Origin of the sequence: Aeromonas sp. 600479 (assembly GCF_049175515.1) — a bacterium.
GTDB lineage: Bacteria > Pseudomonadota > Gammaproteobacteria > Enterobacterales > Aeromonadaceae > Aeromonas > Aeromonas veronii_A.
In genome coordinates this window covers 182,099-200,428 of sequence record NZ_JAAKVF010000006.1, presented here as the reverse complement: position 1 = coordinate 200,428, position 18,330 = coordinate 182,099, and the positions used below count along the sequence as shown (strand labels likewise).

Sequence of the window (18,330 nt, the reverse complement as noted above, 5' to 3'; positions counted from 1 at the left end):
CCCGATGCGGTACATAGGGGGTTCTGAGTAGAGAAATGCTAGTTGAAAATGTGTAAACCTATTTCAGGACTAGACAGGGCTATTTGCCAGAAGCTCCGTGCCAGCAGGCCGATAGTCCAGAGGTGGCTGCGGCGATCTCATCGTGGCGGGTGAATACTCCTTTAGCCTCCCTCCTCAGCTCCTTTTCTTGTCCCCCAATCTGTCCTCATTGCGACCAATAAATAGTTAGATGTGTAATCATTTGGTCGTTGTCGATTATCTGGATGGCGCGTTACACAGTTACCGTCATTAACCTGCATTTTATTGCGCTTTTTTGATTGTTTTTGAATGACTTTTCCCAGTGCATCTTCGTTTTATATGGAAAATTTTATGGATAAAGCCAGGCTTTGTTCGGTTTTTATTGATAAAAATAACTTTTTAAAATCAATGGTTTATTTTGTGGTTTGTTTTTGTGGACTCTATTGGTTCTTTTGTTTTGGTTGTTAATTGCTTAGTGTAAAAAACAATCGATTCGCGTTCGGCAGGTTAATCACCAAGATGTCGACCATGAAAAAAGGACAGTATGACAGTCAAACTCGAGGTTAAATCACTCTACAAAATCTTCGGCGATCAGCCGGAAAAAGCGTTCAAATTGCTGGCGAAAGGGCATGACCGCGCCAGCATCCTGCAAAAAACCGGGCAGACCCTGGGGGTCCAGGATGTCAATCTGGCCATCGACGAAGGGGAAATCTTCGTGGTGATGGGCCTCTCCGGCTCGGGCAAATCCACCCTGGTGCGTCTCTTCAACCGGCTGATCGAGCCGACCCGCGGCCAGGTGCTGATCGATGGCGAGGACATCGCCGCCATCTCCGACAGCGAGCTGCGTCAGGTACGGCGCAAGAAGATCAGCATGGTATTCCAGTCCTTCGCCCTGATGCCGCACCTGAGCGTGCTGGAAAACACCGCCTTTGGGCTGGAGCTGGCCGGTGTGCCGCTGGCGGAGCGCCAGCAGAGCGCCTGTCAGGCGCTCCATCAGGTGGGGCTGGGTCAGTGGATCGATGCCTTCCCCGATGCCCTCTCCGGCGGCATGAAGCAGCGGGTCGGCCTGGCCCGCGCGCTGGCCAACGACCCCGACATCTTGCTTATGGACGAGGCTTTCTCCGCGCTGGATCCGCTGATCCGCACCGAGATGCAGGACGAGCTGCTCAAGCTGCAGGCCAGCCAGCAGCGCACCATCGTCTTCATCTCTCACGATCTGGACGAGGCGATGCGCATCGGCGATCGCATCGCCATCATGCAGGACGGCCAGCTGGTGCAGGTCGGCACCCCGGACGAGATCCTCAACCAGCCCGCCAACGACTATGTGCGCGCCTTCTTTCGCGGGGTGGATCTGGCCAACGTGTTCAGCGCCCGCGACGTGGCCAGCCGCAAGCAGATGCCGCTCATCAAGAAACACACCACCGACGGGCTGGGCAACGCCTTGCGCCAGCTCAAGGAGCAGGAGCGGGAGTTCGGTTACGTGGTGGATCGCCGGCGCCGCTTCATCGGGGTCGTCTCGGTGGAGTCGCTCGGTCAGGCGGTCAGGGCCAAAGGCCGCCTGGAGCAGGCGCTGCTGGCGGACATCCAGCCCATTCTGGCGGACACCGCTCTCAACGAACTGATCAGCCAGGTGGCGGCCGCCCCCTGTCAGGTGCCCGTGGTCGAGGAGGATGGCACTTACCTGGGCCTCATCTCCAAGGCCAACCTGCTGAACACCCTGGACAGGAGTACCCCGGCATGAAGCGGATGAATCCCCATTTTTTACTGAGCGGGCTGCTGGCCCTGGTGCTGCTGGCGAGCCCCTCCCTGCGTGCCGATGAGGCTGCGGTCGACCCCTGGGGGGCCAGTGCGGCCGCCACCGAGGTTGCCGATCCCTGGGGCAGTACCGACACTGAGGCGACCGACTGGCAGAACCAGATCGAGGCGGTCGACACTACCGCCGCCGTCGACTGGCTGGATCCCTTCCAGCAGGCGCTGGTGCCGCTGGATAGCTGGGTCGAGGGCGGCATCGGCTGGCTGGTCGACAACCTGCGTCCCGTGTTTCAGCTGATCCGTGCACCGGTGGAGCTGGCGCTGGGCGGCATGACCCATCTGTTGCAGACGGTGCCCTCCACCCTGATGATCGGCCTGCTGACCCTGATCGCCTGGCAACTGGTGAACGGTCGCATGGCGCTGGGTACCCTGTTCTCACTGGTAGTGGTGGGGCTGATCGGCGCCTGGTCCGATGCCATGGTGACCCTGTCGCTGGTGCTGACCTCGCTGTTCTTCTGCGTGCTGATCGGGCTGCCGGTCGGCATCCTGCTGGCGAGGAGCGAGCGACTGTCGCGCTGGACCCGGCCGCTGCTGGATGCGATGCAGACCACGCCGGCCTTCGTCTACCTCATCCCCATCGTCATGCTGTTCGGCATCGGCAACGTGCCCGGGGTGGTGGTGACCGTCATCTTTGCGCTGCCGCCGATGATCCGGCTCACCATGCTGGGCATTCGCCAGGTACCCGCGGATCTGGTGGAGGCGGCTCACTCGTTCGGTGCCAGCCCCTCCCAGCTGCTGTTCAAGGTACAACTGCCGCTCGCCATGCCCACCATCATGGCCGGGGTCAACCAGACCCTGATGCTGGCACTCTCCATGGTGGTGATCGCCTCCATGATCGCGGTGGGGGGCCTCGGCCAGATGGTGCTGCGCGGCATCGGCCGGCTCGACATGGGGCTCGCCTCCATCGGCGGCCTCGGCATCGTGCTGCTGGCCATCGTGCTCGACCGCCTGACCCAGGCGATGGGACAGCCGGATCGCAGCCGTAGCGGCCGCTGGTATCAACGCGGCCCCGCCGCCCTGCTGCTGCGCCTGCTCGGCCGCGACAAGTCAATCGATTACAAAGGAGTAAATGCATGAGGCTTATCACCAAGACGCTGACCCTGGGTTCCCTGCTGTTGAGCTCCCAACTGCTCGGTCCGCTCGCCATGGCCAGCACCGAGCTGCCGGGGGAGGGCGTGCGCGTCCAGCCCCTGCAGAGCTCGTTGCCGGAGGAGAGCTTTCAGACCCTGCTGGTGAGCAAGCTGATGGCGCGCCTCGGCTATGACGTCCAGTCGGCTCAGGAGGTGGATTACAACGTGGCCTACGCCTCGGTGGCGCAGGGGTATGGCACCTTCCTCGCCTTCAACTGGATACCGCTGCAAAACAACAAGTATGAGCAGGCGGGAGGTGACAAGGTGTTCTTCCGTGAGGGCACCTATGTGGCCGGGGCCGCCCAGGGCTATCTCATCGACAAGCAGACCGCGACCCGCTACGGCATCACCAACCTGGGTCAGCTCAAGGATCCCAAGCTGGCGGCGCTGTTTGACGGCGATGGCGACGGCAAGGCCGATCTGGTGGGTTGCAACCCGGGCTGGGGCTGTGAAGAGGCGATCAACCGTCATCTGGCCGGGTTTGGCCTGACCCCGACCGTCACCCACAAGCAGGGCAACTACGCGGCGCTGATCGCCGATACCCGTGCCCGTTACCAGGCCGGCAAGCCGGTGCTCTACTACACCTGGACCCCCTACTGGCTCAGCAGCGAGCTGGTGCCAGGCAAGGACGTGGTGTGGCTGGAGGTGCCCGCCGATGGCCCTGATGCGGCCAAGACCCGGCTGCCGAACGGCAAGAACTATGGCTTCCCGGTCAACACCATGCACATCGTCGCCAACAAGCAGTTCGCCGAGGCCAACCCGGCAGCCGCCAGGCTGTTCTCCATCGTCAAGCTGCCGCTTAATGACATCAACGTGCAGAACGGCCTGATGAACAAGGGGCAGAACAAGCCGGCGGACGTGGAGCGTCACACCGACGCCTGGCTCAAGGGCCACGAGGCGCTGGTGAACGACTGGCTGACCCAGGCACGCGCCGTCGCCAAGTAATGAGGGGCGGTAGCTCGCTCTTTGCGCAAATAAAAACGCCCGGCAGTTGCTTGCCGGGCGTTTTTTATGGAGGCCGTGCGGGTGGACCCTCTGGCTCAGATGCCGGAGCCGTCGTTCTCGCCGTTCTCCTCGTGCAGGCCGCATTCGCGCTTGAGGCCGAAGAAGCGGGTCTGCTCCTCGCTCATACCGGGCTCCCACTTGGTGGTGGTGTGCACGTCGCCCACCGAGAGATAACCCTGCTCCCACAGCGGGTGGTAGGGGAGGTCGAACTCCTTGAAGTAGTAGAAGACATCCTTGTTGCTCCAGTCGATCACCGGCAGGAACTTGAAGCGGCCGCGCTGGATGCCCAGCACCGGCAGCTTGCCACGGCTGCCGGACTGCTCCCGGCGCAGGCCGGAGAACCAGGTCTGGGCCCCCAGCTCACGCAGGGCGCGGTCCATCGGCTCCACCTTGTTGAGCTGGTTGTAGCGGGTGATCCCCTCCACCCCCTGCTCCCACAAGAGACCAAATCGCGCCTCCTGCCAGGCAGGGCTGAACTCGGCCCGGTAGATCTTCAAGTTGAGCGCGAGGCGCTCGGTCAGCTCGTCGATGAAACGGTAGGTCTCCGGGAACAGATAACCGGTATCGGTCAGCACCACTGGCACGTCGGCCCGCTCGCGGCTCACCAGATGGAGCATCAGTGCCGCCTGAATGCCGAAGCTGGATGAGAGTACATGCTCCCCCGGCAGATTGGCCAGGGCCCAGCGCACCCGCTCGGGGGCACTCATGGTATCCAGCTCCCGGTTGAGGGGCACCAGTGCCTCGACTTGCTCCTCACGGCCGAGGGCTAGCAGCGCCTGCAGGTTAAGGCGGCCATCTTCAGTGACATTAAGCGGCAGATTAAGCGGCATAGAAGTCCCTCGCAGAATCGATAACGGGGGCAATTACCCCAACCCGGATCACGAAGTCGCCGAAGCACTCACCCTGATTGCGCTCGGTGGCCCAGCGGCCGATCAGAGCGTCCAGTTCGGCCAGGATCTGCGGCTCGGTGATGTTCTCCTGATAGAGGCGCGGAATGCGGGTGCCCTCCAGGTTGCCCCCCAGATGGAGGTTGTAGCGGCCGGGCGCCTTGCCCACCAGACCTACTTCGGCCAGCATGGCACGGCCGCAGCCGTTGGGGCAGCCGGTGACCCGGAAGACGATGGCATCGTTCGCCAGCTCGTGTTTGGACAGCAGCCCTTCAAGTTCGGTGACGAAGGCGGGCAGCATGCGCTCCGCCTCGGCCATCGCCAGCGGGCAGGTGGGCAGGGCCACGCAGGCCATCGACTGCTTGCGCTGCTCGCTGACGCCGTCATCCAGCAGGCCGTACTGGCGTGCCAGCCCTTCGATACGGGCCTTCTCGCCAGCCGGAACGCCCGCGATGATCAGGTTCTGGTTGGCGGTCAGGCGAAAATCCCCCTGATGCACCTTGGCGATCTCCAGCATGCCGGTTTTGAGCGGCTTGCCCGGGAAGTCCAGCAGGCGGCCGTTCTCGATAAACAGGGTGAGGTGGTGCTTGCCGTCGATCCCCTCGACCCAACCGAAACGGTCGCCACGGCTGGTGAACTCATAGGGACGCACTTCGCCAAACTGGATACCGGCACGGCTCTCCACCTCGGCCTTGAACGCTTCGACGCCAACACGTTCGAGGGTGTACTTGGTCTTGGCGTTCTTGCGGTTGACCCGGTTGCCCCAATCGCGCTGGGTGCTGACCACGGCTGCCGCCACCTCCAGCACGTGGGAGAGCGGAATAAAGCCAAAGTCGCTCGCCTTGCGTGGATAGGTGCTGGTGTCGCCGTGGGTCATGGCGAGGCCCCCGCCGACCAGCACGTTAAAGCCCACCAGCTTGCCGTGATCGCTAATGGCCACGAAGTTGAGATCGTTGGCGTGGATGTCCACATCGTTGTGAGGCGGGATCACCACAGTGGTCTTGAATTTGCGCGGCAGGTAGTTGGAACCCAGGATTGGCTCCTCATCCTGTCCCAGTTTTTCACCGTCCAGCCAGATCTCCACGTAGGCACGGGTTTTGGGCAGCAGGTGCTCGGAGATCTTCTTGGCCCACTCGTAAGCTTCCTGATGCAGCTCGGACTCCACCGGGTTGCTGGTGCAGAGCACGTTGCGGTTCACATCGCCTGCAGTGGCGATGGAATCGATGCCGGTGCTGTTGAGAGTCTGGTGCATCAGCTTGATGTCGCGCTTCAATACCCCGTGAAACTGGAAGGTCTGCCGGGTGGTGAGACGGATGCTGCCGTAGAGGGTGTTCTCTTCGGCGAACTTGTCGATCACCTGCCACTGAGCCGGAGTAATGATGCCGCCGGGCAGACGGGCACGCAGCATGACGTTGTGCAGTGGCTCCAGCTTTTGCGCCGCGCGCTCCGGGCGGATATCGCGGTCATCCTGCTGGTACATGCCGTGGAAGCGGATCAGCTGGAAGTTGTCGCCATTGAAGCCGCCGGTGAGCGGATCCTGCAGATCCTGCTCTATAGTGCCGCGCAGAAAGTTGCTTTCGCGTTTGAGGCGTTCGTTGTCGGCCAGCGGTCCTTCGACCGGCCCCGCTTTTGGGTGAGAAAGAGGTTGTTTGCTCATCAATAGACATCCCTTTGATAACGTTTGGCACGACGCAATTCGCTCAAATACTCTTCTGCTTCCTCACGGCTCTTGTGGCCATGTTCGGCAATCACATCCAGCAGGGCCTCCTGCACATCCTTGGCCATCCTGTTGGCGTCACCACACACATAGAAGTGAGCGCCTGCTTCCAGCCACTGGTAGAGCTCAAGCCCTGCCTCGCGCAGACGGTCCTGCACATAGATCTTGTTGGCCTGATCCCGGCTGAAGGCCAGGGAGATCTTCGACAGCAACCCCGATTTCACATAACGCTGCCACTCCACCTGATAGAGGAAATCCTGGGTAAAGTGGGGGTTGCCGAAGAAGAGCCAGTTCTTGCCTTCCGCGCCCTGAGCTTCCCGCTCCTGCATAAAGGCGCGGAACGGGGCGATGCCGGTGCCCGGGCCCACCATGATGACGGGTGTGTCGGGATTGGCGGGCAGGCGGAAGTTGTCGTTGTGCTCGATGAATACCCGCACCTCGCCATCCTCAATCAGCCGATCCGCCAGATAGGAGGAGGCGGCGCCAGAGCGCACTGAGCCATCTTCCTGCGGGTAGCGCACCACGCCGACGGTCAGGTGCACCTCCTCTTCGACTTCGCTCTGTGCGGAGGCGATTGAGTAGAGGCGCGGGGTGAGGGGTCGCAGCAGGCCAACCAGCTGCTCGGCCGTGAGCGCGGTCGGGAAGCGTTTCAGCACATCCACCACCTGAGCGGAGGCGACCAGTGTATTTACCTGGGCCTTGTCACCGGCCAAGTCTTTCAGCGCCGCGTTGTCCGATATATCAGCGAGCCCTGTGATAAAGCCGCCGTGCAGCCGGGTCAGTTCGAAGTGACCGGTCAGGGCGGCGCGCAAGGTGCCGTGGGCCGTGGCTTCATCGCCAGAGAGGCCGGTCAGGGCCAGCACTTCCCCCACCAGGTCGGCGTCGTTGTCGAACCAGACGCCGAGGGCATCACCCGGTTGATAGGTGATGCCGGAGTCGGCCAGATTGATCTCGATATGGCGGATATCCTTGGTGGAATCCCGGCCGGTGATCTTCTGATTGACCGACAGGCGGGCAGGGAAGGGGTTCTCCTTGCTGTACTGGCTGTGGCCAACCGCCTGCTGCACCGCGCTGGCTACGCTGCTGCTGGCCGCTCCGGTAGAGAGGGTCGCGGCAATGGCGTTGAGTGCCTGTTCGCCCCACGCCTTGGCGGCATCCTGATAATCCACATCGAGGCTGGCGAGTTCATAAATGCGCTCGGCCCCTGCGCTGGCGAGGAAGTTGTCAAAATCTTTGCCGGTCTGGCAGAAAAATTCGTAGGAGCTGTCACCCAGCCCCAGCACCGCGAACTTGAGGCCGTCCAGCTTGCCGATCTTGCCTTTTTTAAGCTGCTCGAACAGATCGACGGCGCTCTCCGGCGGTTCACCCTCCCCGTAAGTGCTCACTACCACCAGCAGATGGCTCTCTTTCTTGAGCTGCTTGGGTTTGTAGTCGGCCATCGACGCGAGGGTGGCCGGTAGACCACGGGCTTCGGCCTGCGCCTTGATGGCAGTAGCGACACCTTTGGCGTTGCCGGTCTGGGAGCCGTAGAGAATAGTTAGGCTACCGCTGGGAGCCACGACTTCTGCGCCTGCGGTCGCAACGGGCTGGATGCCCACCTGGGAGAGGCCGTAGAGATATCCGCTCACCCAGGCCAGTTGCTGGGTATTGAGGGTCGAGAGTACCTGACCCAGCTGACGTTGCTGCTCGTCAGAGAGGGGAGAGAGGTTGAATGGGAAATCCTTCAATTGCATCACACGCGTCTTCCATGGTCTGATTTTTGGCCAGATTAAAGGGCGTGTTGGTTAACAACAAAGAATAAAAATATCTTCTTTATTCCATTATTGAATTTATAAAGTGATTTGGCGGCAAAGGAGATAGAAAAACGCCCCGCAGTCGCGGGGCGTTTTTATGGGCTATCACGCTCGGGATTGACCCAAGGGATGTAGCTGGCTTCTGTGGGCCTTACTTCTGCGGGCCTTACTTCTGCGGGCCTTATTTCTGCGGACGCAGGGCTGGGAACAGAATGACGTCACGGATGGTGTGGCTGTTGGTGAACAGCATCACCAGACGGTCGATACCGATACCCTGACCGGCAGTCGGCGGCAGGCCGTGCTCCAGTGCGGTGACGAAGTCGGCGTCATAGAACATGGCTTCGTCGTCGCCTGCTTCTTTCTGATCAACCTGATCCTGGAAGCGCTTGGCCTGGTCTTCTGCATCGTTCAGCTCGGAGAAGCCGTTGGCCAGCTCGCGGCCACCGATGAAGAATTCGAAGCGGTCGGTTACGTCCGGGTTCACGTCGTTGCGGCGAGCCAGCGGAGAAACGGCGGCCGGGTACTCGGTGATGAAGGTCGGTTGCAGCAGCATGTGCTCCACGGTCTCTTCGAAGATCGCGGTGATCACGTGGCCCAGCTCCCAACCCTTCATCAGCTCGATGTGCAGACGCTTGGCAACGGCCTTGGCGCTCTCCAGGGTAGCCAGATCGTCCAGAGTTACATCCGGGTTGAACTTCAGGATGGACTCGACCATGGTGAGGCGCTGGAACGGCTGACCGAAATCGATGGTCAGGCCCTCTTCGCCCTCTTTGGCGTAACGGATCTTGGTGTCGCCCAGGATGTCCTGCGCCAGGGTGCGCAGCAGCTCTTCGGTCAGGTCCATCAGATCGATGTAGTCGGCGTAGGCCATGTAGAACTCGATCATGGTGAACTCGGGGTTGTGACGAACCGAGATACCTTCGTTACGGAAGTTGCGGTTGATCTCGTAGACACGCTCGAAACCACCGACCACCAGACGCTTCAGATAGAGCTCCGGAGCGATACGCAGGTACATGTCGATGTCCAGCGCATTGTGGTGAGTGACGAACGGACGCGCGGAGGCGCCACCCGGGATGACTTGCATCATCGGGGTTTCCACTTCCATGAAGCGCTTTTCGTTGAAGAACTTGCGGATACCGGCAACCACCTGGGTGCGGATCATGAAGGTCTTGCGGGACTCTTCGTTGGCGATCAGATCCAGGTAGCGCTGGCGGCAGCGAGCTTCCTGGTCGGTCAGGCCTTTGTGCTTCTCGGGCAGCGGACGCAGCGCCTTGGTCAGCAGGCGGATATCGGAAACGTGAACGGAGAGCTCACCGGTCTGGGTCTTGAACAGGGTACCTTCGACACCCACGATGTCGCCCAGATCCCACTTCTTGAACTGCTCGTTGTAGAAACCTTCCGGCAGGTCGTCACGGGTGACGTAGACCTGGATCTTGCCGGCCATGTCCTGCAGGGTGGCGAAAGAAGCCTTGCCCATGATCCGGCGGGTCATGATGCGACCGGCAATCTTCACCCGTTTACCCAGGCTCGTCAGCTCCTCGGCGCTTTTGTCGTCGAACTCTGCGTGCAGATCGCCAGAGAGGCTGTCGCGACGGAAGTCGTTGGGGAAAGGATTACCCTGGGCGCGCAGGGCGGCCAGCTTGGAACGACGCTCGGTCATCTCGTTGTTGAGTTCGAGAGTTTGGTCGACTTCCGGAGTGATGGTTTGTTCAGACATGGTGATTCCTGCTTGTTTACAGACCTGATTTCAGGCTGGCTTCGATAAACTTGTCCAAGTCACCGTCGAGCACCGATTGGGTATTACGGGTTTCGACGCCGGTGCGCAGATCCTTGATACGGGAGTCATCCAGCACATAGGAACGGATCTGGCTGCCCCAACCGATATCAGACTTGGTCTCTTCCAGGGCTTGTTTCTCAGCGTTCTGCTTCTGAATTTCCAGCTCGTAGAGCTTGGCTTTCAGCTGCTTCATACACTGGTCTTTGTTTTTGTGCTGGGAACGGTCGTTCTGGCACTGTACCACGACACCGGTCGGAACGTGGGTAATACGTACCGCGGATTCGGTTCGGTTAACGTGCTGACCACCGGCACCGGAGGCACGGTAGACGTCGATCCGCAGATCCGCCGGGTTGATCTCGATATCGATATCGTCGTCGATCTCGGGGTAGACGAACACAGAACAGAAGGAGGTGTGACGGCGGCCACCGGAATCGAACGGAGACTTGCGAACCAGACGGTGTACGCCGGTTTCGGTACGCAGCCAGCCGAATGCATATTCGCCGGTGAACTTGATGGTGGCGGATTTGATACCAGCCACGTCGCCTTCGGAGCATTCAATCAGCTCGGGCTTGTAGCCGTGGGCATCGCCCCAGCGCAGGTACATGCGCAGCACCATGTTGGCCCAATCCTGCGCTTCGGTACCACCGGAGCCGGATTGAATATCGATATAGCAGTCGGAGCCGTCGTGCTGGCCGGAGAACATGCGGCGGAACTCGAGGTCCACCAGCTTGGCTTCCAGTTGCTCGGATTCGGCGATAGCTTCGTTGAAGGTCTCTTCGTCTTCTCCTTCCACGGCCAGGCTCACCAGCATCTCGACGTCATCCACGCCCTGGGTCAGGGTGTCGATGGTGCCGACCACGTTTTCCAGCGCTACGCGCTCTTTGCCCAGCGCCTGTGCGCGCTCGGGTTCATTCCATACGTCCGGCTGTTCCAGCTCGGCGTTGACCTCTTCTAGACGCTCTTTCTTGGCGTCATAGTCAAAGGTACCCCCTAAGAAGCTCGGTCCGCTCAGACAGCTCCTTAAGTTTATTTAATACGGGATTAACTTCGAACATCGTGAAAACTCTCAGGGTCGATGTGATTTAAAAACGGGATATTCTAGCCAATTGTGGAAGGAATAAACAGGGTTGCCTTGGCTTGTGCGGCTCATGCCGTCAATTTCTGGTGTACTTTTCTCCACCTCGGCAGAAAATATCGCCTGCCGACCCATTTTCGGCTTCAGTTTTGGCCATTCGGGCCGCTAATGACTACGTAGTGTTGTGCACTTTTAGGGAAAAACCCGCTCCTCACCTCAATAAGAAGAACGCATGATGAAAAACCTGTCACTCAAGCAGAAGATACTGTTGTCAGTGGTGATCGCCCTTTCGCTGGTGATCTCGTTGCTCTCCTGGCAGAGCTATAGCAGCCAGAAGAGTCTGTTGCTGCAAGGCAGTCAGGAGCAGTTGCAGCGGTTAGGCACCCAGCAGGCCGAGCGTGTCAGCGACTGGCTCGCAGCCCGTCGCGACGTCATTCAGGCGCTCGGCAACAAGGCAGGTGCCGACCCCCTCAATGCCTTGCAACAGGCACAAGTTTCCGGCCGTTTCCAGCTTACCTATTTCGGTGAGAGCAGCGGCAAGATGAATGACTCCGATCCCTCCATCAACCGCGATGGCTACGACCCGCGCTCCCGTGGCTGGTATCAGGAAGCGATGGGCAAGGGCGGCCTGATTGTCACCAAGCCCTATCTCGATGTGGCCTACAACATCATGGTGGTCACTCTGGCCCAGCCGGTATCCGGCGGGGTAGTAGGTGGTGACCTCTCCATCGCCTCGCTGGTGGAAGACGTGACCAAGATGCAACTGCCTGCCGACGGTTTTGCCATCATGATGCACAAGGATGGCACCATCATCGCCTACAAGGATGCGGCCAAGGCGATGAAACCGGCGATCGAGATCGACAACGATCTGACCAACACGCTGATCGAGCAGAGCAAGTCGAGCAAGGAGCTGGTTCCGGCCTACTTCGACAGCGAAGGGCGTGACAAGCTGCTGTGGGCGGTCGATATCCCCGACACGGATTGGGAACTGGTGCTGGTGCTGGACAAGGCCGCACTGGAAGCGCCGCTCTCCTCCTTGCTGATGACCCAGCTGGGGATGGCGCTGCTGGTGCTGGTGGGCAGTATTCTCGCCATCTCCTGGTTGGTCAGCATGCTGCTTGGCCCGCTCAGCAAGGTCTCCCAGGCCCTGGCCCGCATAGCCGATGGTAACGGCGATCTGACCCAGCGCATCAAGATCGATGCCAACGACGAAGTGGGCCAGCTGGCCAACAGCTTCAACCGCTTCGTCGGCAGCCAGCACCAGCTGATCGCCAATATCCGCCAGCTGGCCAACGAGTTGAACGCCGATGCCGAGCGCAGTCTGGTGACCAACCAGGCCGCCGTGGACGAGCTGCAGCGTCAGCAGCAGGAGGTGACCATGGTCGCCACTGCGGTCACCGAGATGGCGAGCGCCACCATGGAGATCGCTGGCAATGCCGAGAATACCGCCGCCGCTGCCCAGCAATCTGCCCAGAGCAGTGAACAGGGCAAGATGCTGGTCAACAAGACCCGCCAGTCCATCAATGGTCTGGCTGAAGAAGTGGGACAGGCGACCGAAGTGATCGGCGAGCTGAGCCGCCACGCGCAGGCCATCACCAGCATCCTCTCCACCATTCAGGGGATTGCCGAGCAGACCAACCTGCTGGCACTGAACGCGGCCATCGAAGCGGCTCGTGCCGGTGAGCAGGGCCGTGGTTTTGCTGTGGTGGCTGACGAGGTGCGGGTGCTGTCGCGCCGTACCCAGGACTCCACCCAGCAGATCCAGTCCACCATCGAGACCCTGCAGCAGACCACCGCCCGTGCGGTGAGCCTGATGCAGACTAGTCAGAGTTTGGCAGATAACAGTGTGCAGGATGCCGATGCCGCCGCTGCCGCGCTGGAGGAGATCACCCAGGCAGTGTCGCTCATCTCCGACATGGCAGGCCAGATCGCTACGGCGGCTGAGGAGCAGACCCAGGTGACCGGAGAGATCACCCAGAACACCACCGCCATCAAGGATGTGAGTGACGAGATCACCGCCGCCGCCATGCGTGATCTGGATCAGGCCCAGAGCCTCAAGGGGCGAGCTACTGACCTGAACCAGCAGGTGTCGACCTTTATTCTGTAAAGTCCGGTTTTAGGCAGTCATCAACAAGCCCCGCACTCGGCCGAGTGCGGGGCTTGTTGTTACCCGGAATATGATGGAGCCTGTCTGTATGGTTGGTTTGGTTGGTACCTTCATGCCTGTGTGGTGCCATTGCCCAGCAAAGAGGCCACAGACGGAAGACTTAGCCAGTAAACAAGATGACGAGTCCAGTAAACAAAAAGCGCCCACCGATTGGTGGGCGCATTTGTATTTACGTCTGACTACAGGGAATTACAAGAAGGGCAGTGCCAGGAATAGCTTGATCACCATGGCGTTAATGATGTCGATAAAGAAGGCGCCCACCATGGGCACCACCAGAAACGCCAGATGGGAGGGACCAAAGCGCTGGGTGATGGCCTGCATATTGGCAATGGCTGTCGGGGTTGCTCCCAGACCGAAGCCGCAGTGGCCCGCTGCCAGTACGGCCGCATCATAGTTGCTGCCCATCACCCTGAACGTAACGAAGATGGCGTAGAGTGCCATCGCTACGGTCTGGGCGGCCAGCAGGATAAAGATGGGGAGCGCCAGGTTGGCCAGATCCCACAATCGCAGACTCATCAAGGCCATGGCGAGGAATAGTGACAGGCTGACGTTGCCGAGCAGGGAGACCTCGCGGTCGCTCACCTCGTGCCAGTTCAGCAGGGTCAGCACATTGCGCAGCAGTACGCCGACGAACAGCACGCAGACGAACACTGGTAGTTCGAAAGCGCCCCCTTTCAGGTAGGCGGAGAGTATCTCGCCTCCCTTGAGACTGATGGCAATCAGCGCCAGCGTCTCGATGACGCTGAAGGTGGTGAGGGGCCGCTCCATGTCCGGCATCTCGAAGCCTTGAGGTGCGCCATCCCGGTTGTGCTCCTCACCGGGCACCTGCACCTTTTTCACCAGATAGCGGGCCACCGGGCCGCCGATCAACCCCCCCAGTACCAGGCCGAAGGTGGCACAGGCGATGGCCAGTTCGGCGGCGGATTGCACACCGTACTTCTCGGTGAAGGTGGCGCCCCAGGCCGCCCCGGTACCGTGACCGCCGGAGAGGGTGATGGAACCGGCCAGCAGCCCCATGTGGGGATCCAGGCCAAGCAGAGTCGCCAGACCCACGCCCAGGCTGTTCTGTACCAGCAGCAGACCGGTAACTACCAGCAGAAAGGTGAGTACCGCTTTGCCGCCGCGCTTGAGGCTGGCGAGATCGGCAGAGAGACCAATGGAGGCAAAAAACGCCAGCATCAGCGGTGTCTGCAGGCTGGTATCGAATTGCAGCTCCATCTGCAGGGTGGAGCGTAGCAGCAGTAGCACCAGCGCGACCACCAGACCACCGGCAACCGGTTTAGGGATGTTGAAGGTTCGAAGCAGCCCGACACGAGTGACTAGCACTCGGCCAAGCAGTAATACCAGAGTGGCAGCGACCAGTGTTGCGTAGGAATCAAGTTGTATCATTCAGTACTCCCATGTTGATTGGCTGTGCCTTCTGTTGGTGAAGACTCACAGATTCAGCCGGGATAAAAACAGTGTGGCTTATAGGCCAACTTTAAGAAGGGGAGAGTGCTCCCCGCCCCATGAAAATAGGGCCAGTGCGGGCCTGAAATATTCAGGCATCCAGATGATATTTACGAAAAATCGGGCGAATAGTAGCAAAAAACGTCGTTTGGTGCCAACTTTGTCGTATTAATGTTCGCCTGGGTGCCTTATTGTGAAATTTAATACCATGGTGGTGGTGAGTGAAAAAGCCAAAAAGAGGGTAGGGAACGGCTGTCATTTAGGGTGTCAGTCTCTATAATTCGCCGGTTTCCGCTGCGCGCAGAGGAGCTGGCGGGTGTTGACATTGTGGTTCACCCCGATATGGCTCCTGTGCCGGCGGTGTTCACTTCATCAAGAGGAGAGGGTGTGAAGAAGAAGTCCATCTATATCGCCTACACAGGCGGCACCATTGGGATGCAGCGTTCCGAGCACGGCTACGTGCCGATGGCTGGCTTTATGGAAGACTGTCTGGCGCGGATGCCCGAGTTCCACCGCCCCGAGATGCCGGATTACCATATCCACGAATATGCGCCCCTCATTGACTCTTCCGACATGACCCCGGCGGACTGGCAGCGTATCGCTGAAGATATTCGCGACAACTACGACAAGTACGATGGCTTTGTGATCCTGCACGGCACCGACACCATGTCGTTCACCGCCTCGGCGCTCTCCTTCATGCTCGAAGATCTGCACAAACCGGTCATCATTACCGGCTCCCAGATCCCGCTCGCCGAGCTGCGATCCGACGGTCAGCAGAACCTGCTCAACGCCCTCTATATTGCGGCCAACTACCCGATCCACGAGGTGACGCTGTTCTTTAACAACCAGCTCTATCGCGGCAACCGCAGCAAGAAGGTGCACGCCGACGGCTTCCACGCCTTCGACTCCCCCAACTATCCGCCGCTGCTCAATGCCGGGATCGCCATCTCGCTGGAGGCGGGCGAACTGGGTGTGCCGTCCGAGCGGCCGCTGGTACTGCACGACATCACCCCTCAGCCCATTGGCGTGGTGACCCTCTATCCGGGGATCTCCAGCGAGGTGATCGCCAATATCCTGCAACAGCCGGTGAAGGCGCTGATCCTGCTGTCGTTCGGAGTGGGCAATGCGCCGCAGAATCCGGCCATGCTGGCACTGCTCTCCGAGGCCTCGGCCCGCGGCGTCATCATCGTCAACTTGAGCCAGTGCCTGCACGGCAAGGTCAATATGGGTGGCTACGCCACTGGCAATGCCCTGTCGCGGGCCGGGGTCATTTCGGGCTTTGACATGACCGCCGAGGCAGCACTCACCAAGCTCCATTTCCTGCTGAGCCAGAACTTGCCTTCCCACCGCATTCGCGAGTTGATGCAGCAGTCCCTGCGTGGGGAGCTGACTCCCTGAGAAACTGTCCACGATCTTACTGCGAAGCCGCGATCAAGGCTCATGTGCTGCTCGCGTGTTTGTGAACCAGAGGCTCACGTATATCTATACGCTCCGCTTCCTGCGCTGCTCTTCACCTTGCTGACGTCTTCTCGCTACAGGTCGTGAACAGCTTCTGACCTCCCCACCATGGGGAGAGTGGAAAAAGAGGGGAGCCATTATGGCTCCCCTCTCTGTTGTGGCCGCTGCGAGCGGCCTACCGGGTCAGGTTCAATGGTTAAGGTCGACCCGCACTATCTCTTCCTCATCGCGATACTGACGCTTGAGCTCGCTCTTGCTCTTCATCACGATCTCGCCATCACGACCGATATTCATGTGCTCCGGATTGTCGAGATGCATCGCCTGCCAGGCCATCACTGCTTGCAGGGAGGTGGCCTTCTGCTCGTCGGTGAGGGGCTTGCCATCGGGCCACTTGCCCAGCTCGACTGCGGTTTTGAGCCGCTCGTACACCTCTTGTGGCATCTGCCTGATTGCTTGCAAAAACTCACCCTGTTGAAACGACATCCGGCCTCTCCTTGAACTATTGAGCTATAAGCTGCGGGATCTGACGGGCAGATCCTGACGGGCTATGCAGGCAGATCCTGGCGGACTACGCCAGCCATCTGTTCCATCACCCGCACTACCTGACAACTGTACCCGAACTCGTTGTCATACCATACGTAGAGCACGCAGTGATCCCCCTCGGCGATGGTCGCCTGGGAGTCGACGATGCCCGCATAACGGGAACCCACCATGTCGGAGGAGACCAGCTCGGTGCTGGCACTGAAGTCGATCTGGCGATGGAGGGCCGAGCTTAGCGCCATCTGCTGCAGATAAGCGTTGAGGCTCTCCCGATCGGTGGCCTGCTCCAGCGACAGATTGATGATGGCCAGCGACACGTTGGGAGTCGGTACCCGGATGGCGTTGCCGGTCAGCTTGCCCTTGAGTTCGGGCAGCGCCTTGGTCACCGCCTTGGCGGCGCCGGTGCTGGTCATCACCATATTGAGGGCCGCGCTGCGACCGCGGCGCTCGCCTTTGTGGTAGTTGTCGATGAGGTTCTGATCGTTGGTGTAGGAGTGGACCGTCTCCACGTGGCCGTGGCGGATGCCGTACTTGTCCTGCATCACCTTGAGCACCGGGGTGATAGCGTTGGTGGTGCAGGAGGCGGAGGAGATGATCCTGTCACCCGGGCCTATCACCTCATGGTTGACCCCGAACACCACGTTTTTCATCTCCCCCTTGCCGGGAGCTGTCAGCAGCACCTTGCCGGCACCGCGCGCTTTCAGGTGCTCGGAGAGGCCTGCTTCGTCACGCCAGACGCCGGTGTTGTCGACGATCAGCGCATCGTGAATGCCGTAGGCGGTGTAGTCGATGTCGGCCGGGCTATTGGCGTAGATCACCTGAATGAAGGTGCCGTTGGCGATGATGGCGCTGCGCTCCACATCCACCTCGATGGAGCCGTTGAAGGGACCGTGCACCGAGTCGCGGCGCAGCAGGCTGGCACGTTTCTCCAGATCCCCGTCGCGACCGCCACGCACCACGATGGCGCGCAGGCGCAGCGGATTGGCGGCGCCGGTACGCTCGATCAGCAGGCGGGCCAGCAGGCGACCGATACGGCCAAAGCCGTAGAGCACCACGTCGGTCGGCTGCGGCATCTGGCTGCGGCCAAGGGCAGGTGCCAGTCGCGCTTGCAGATAGTCCTCGATCCCCGCTTCATCCTGATGATCCTGCCAGTAGCCGACTGCCAGCTTGCCAAGGTCAACCTCGGCGGCGGTGGGTTTGAGGGCAACGATGGCCTGGAGCAGGGGGAAGCTTTGCTGGATGGGGAGTGGAGCGCCCTGGTGGCGGCGGACGACCCGGTGGGCCTTGAGGATATCGATGGTGGAGGCGTTTTGCAGCGGGCGGCCGTAGAGGGTGATCTCGACCCCTTGTTGTCGGTAGAGGCGACCAATCAAGGGCTGCATGGCTTCGGCGAGCTCCTGGCTCTCCTGCCACGCTTGCAAGTAGTGCTCGTGGGTCATTGACCAGATCCTTTATTTCACGTTGTTGGTGTAAATAGAAAATTCGTCGAATGCAGATCAGTG

Annotated in this window: 13 protein-coding genes; 5 read left to right on the top strand and 8 right to left on the bottom strand. The window is 60.2% G+C overall.

The features are described 5' to 3' along the window. Window positions 1–562: 562 nt before the first annotated feature. The 3 genes from proV to proX are packed head-to-tail and all read left to right on the top strand — an operon-like array spanning window position 563 to window position 3,905. Window positions 563–1,759: a glycine betaine/L-proline ABC transporter ATP-binding protein ProV gene (gene proV, locus G5149_RS09500; RefSeq protein WP_421212330.1), complete on the top strand. Its 1,197-nt coding sequence runs from the start codon at window positions 563–565 to the stop codon at window positions 1,757–1,759. After that, window positions 1,756–2,907 carry a glycine betaine/L-proline ABC transporter permease ProW gene (gene proW, locus G5149_RS09495; RefSeq protein WP_216978160.1) on the top strand — a complete coding sequence of 384 codons (1,152 nt, stop codon included), beginning with the start codon at window positions 1,756–1,758 and terminating at the stop codon, window positions 2,905–2,907. The genes proV and proW overlap by 4 nt, the downstream gene beginning before the upstream one ends. Continuing rightward, window positions 2,904–3,905 (top strand): glycine betaine/L-proline ABC transporter substrate-binding protein ProX, encoded by a 1,002-nt coding sequence (gene proX / locus G5149_RS09490; RefSeq protein WP_421212329.1) that lies wholly within the window; start codon window positions 2,904–2,906, stop codon window positions 3,903–3,905. Before proW ends, proX begins: the two co-directional genes overlap by 4 nt. 95 nt (window positions 3,906–4,000) lie before the next feature. On the opposite strand, the gene G5149_RS09485 is transcribed toward proX, so the two are convergent. From G5149_RS09485 to prfB, 5 genes are all read right to left on the bottom strand, one after another. Further along, window positions 4,001–4,795 (bottom strand): phosphoadenylyl-sulfate reductase, encoded by a 795-nt coding sequence (locus G5149_RS09485; protein WP_421212328.1) that lies wholly within the window; start codon window positions 4,793–4,795, stop codon window positions 4,001–4,003. Next, on the bottom strand, window positions 4,785–6,509 hold the full coding sequence (gene cysI, locus G5149_RS09480; RefSeq protein ID WP_421212327.1) for an assimilatory sulfite reductase (NADPH) hemoprotein subunit: 1,725 nt from the start codon (window positions 6,507–6,509) through the stop codon (window positions 4,785–4,787). Before cysI ends, G5149_RS09485 begins: the two co-directional genes overlap by 11 nt. After that, window positions 6,509–8,302, bottom strand: a complete 1,794-nt coding sequence (locus tag G5149_RS09475; RefSeq protein WP_421212335.1) for an assimilatory sulfite reductase (NADPH) flavoprotein subunit — start codon at window positions 8,300–8,302, stop codon at window positions 6,509–6,511. The genes cysI and G5149_RS09475 overlap by 1 nt, the downstream gene beginning before the upstream one ends. Before the next feature lie 241 nt (window positions 8,303–8,543). Then, window positions 8,544–10,079 carry a lysine--tRNA ligase gene (gene lysS, locus G5149_RS09470; RefSeq protein WP_005335201.1) on the bottom strand — a complete coding sequence of 512 codons (1,536 nt, stop codon included), beginning with the start codon at window positions 10,077–10,079 and terminating at the stop codon, window positions 8,544–8,546. Between the two features lie 16 nt (window positions 10,080–10,095). Next, a protein-coding gene (gene prfB, locus G5149_RS09465; RefSeq protein ID WP_100645262.1) for a peptide chain release factor 2 occupies window positions 10,096–11,194 on the bottom strand; the annotation gives its coding sequence in 2 pieces (ribosomal slippage) (window positions 10,096–11,118 and window positions 11,120–11,194; 1,098 coding nt in all). A gap of 255 nt (window positions 11,195–11,449) precedes the next feature. Here prfB and G5149_RS09460 point away from each other — a divergent pair. After that, window positions 11,450–13,321, top strand: coding sequence for a methyl-accepting chemotaxis protein (locus G5149_RS09460; protein WP_421212334.1), 1,872 nt, complete (start codon window positions 11,450–11,452; stop codon window positions 13,319–13,321). Window positions 13,322–13,570: 249 nt separating this feature from the next. Here the strand turns inward: G5149_RS09460 and gltS are convergent, their stop codons facing one another. Continuing rightward, window positions 13,571–14,770, bottom strand: coding sequence for a sodium/glutamate symporter (gene gltS / locus G5149_RS09455; protein ID WP_216978165.1), 1,200 nt, complete (start codon window positions 14,768–14,770; stop codon window positions 13,571–13,573). 402 nt (window positions 14,771–15,172) lie between these two features. Here gltS and ansA point away from each other — a divergent pair, with 402 nt between their 5' ends. Next, window positions 15,173–16,228, top strand: coding sequence for an asparaginase (gene ansA / locus G5149_RS09450; protein WP_216980274.1), 1,056 nt, complete (start codon window positions 15,173–15,175; stop codon window positions 16,226–16,228). 249 nt (window positions 16,229–16,477) lie between these two features. On the opposite strand, the gene G5149_RS09445 is transcribed toward ansA, so the two are convergent. Then, window positions 16,478–16,771 (bottom strand): YeaC family protein, encoded by a 294-nt coding sequence (locus G5149_RS09445; RefSeq protein WP_042061025.1) that lies wholly within the window; start codon window positions 16,769–16,771, stop codon window positions 16,478–16,480. A gap of 62 nt (window positions 16,772–16,833) precedes the next feature. After that, window positions 16,834–18,267 carry a glyceraldehyde-3-phosphate dehydrogenase gene (locus tag G5149_RS09440; protein ID WP_421212326.1) on the bottom strand — a complete coding sequence of 478 codons (1,434 nt, stop codon included), beginning with the start codon at window positions 18,265–18,267 and terminating at the stop codon, window positions 16,834–16,836. Window positions 18,268–18,330: the final 63 nt, after the last annotated feature.

What these genes read in the sequence shown, in the direction of transcription:
- lysS (WP_005335201.1), bottom strand. Translation starts at nt 10,079, where the DNA reads ATGTCTGAACAAACCATCACTCCGGAAGTCGACCAAACTCTCGAACTC.
- cysI (WP_421212327.1), bottom strand. Translation starts at nt 6,509, where the DNA reads ATGAGCAAACAACCTCTTTCTCACCCAAAAGCGGGGCCGGTCGAAGGA.
- G5149_RS09460 (WP_421212334.1), top strand. Translation starts at nt 11,450, where the DNA reads ATGAAAAACCTGTCACTCAAGCAGAAGATACTGTTGTCAGTGGTGATC.
- proW (WP_216978160.1), top strand. Translation starts at nt 1,756, where the DNA reads ATGAAGCGGATGAATCCCCATTTTTTACTGAGCGGGCTGCTGGCCCTG.
- G5149_RS09445 (WP_042061025.1), bottom strand. Translation starts at nt 16,771, where the DNA reads ATGTCGTTTCAACAGGGTGAGTTTTTGCAAGCAATCAGGCAGATGCCA.
- proX (WP_421212329.1), top strand. Translation starts at nt 2,904, where the DNA reads ATGAGGCTTATCACCAAGACGCTGACCCTGGGTTCCCTGCTGTTGAGC.
- gltS (WP_216978165.1), bottom strand. Translation starts at nt 14,770, where the DNA reads ATGATACAACTTGATTCCTACGCAACACTGGTCGCTGCCACTCTGGTA.
- proV (WP_421212330.1), top strand. Translation starts at nt 563, where the DNA reads ATGACAGTCAAACTCGAGGTTAAATCACTCTACAAAATCTTCGGCGAT.
- G5149_RS09475 (WP_421212335.1), bottom strand. Translation starts at nt 8,302, where the DNA reads ATGCAATTGAAGGATTTCCCATTCAACCTCTCTCCCCTCTCTGACGAG.
- G5149_RS09485 (WP_421212328.1), bottom strand. Translation starts at nt 4,795, where the DNA reads ATGCCGCTTAATCTGCCGCTTAATGTCACTGAAGATGGCCGCCTTAAC.
- ansA (WP_216980274.1), top strand. Translation starts at nt 15,173, where the DNA reads ATGGCTCCTGTGCCGGCGGTGTTCACTTCATCAAGAGGAGAGGGTGTG.
- G5149_RS09440 (WP_421212326.1), bottom strand. Translation starts at nt 18,267, where the DNA reads ATGACCCACGAGCACTACTTGCAAGCGTGGCAGGAGAGCCAGGAGCTC.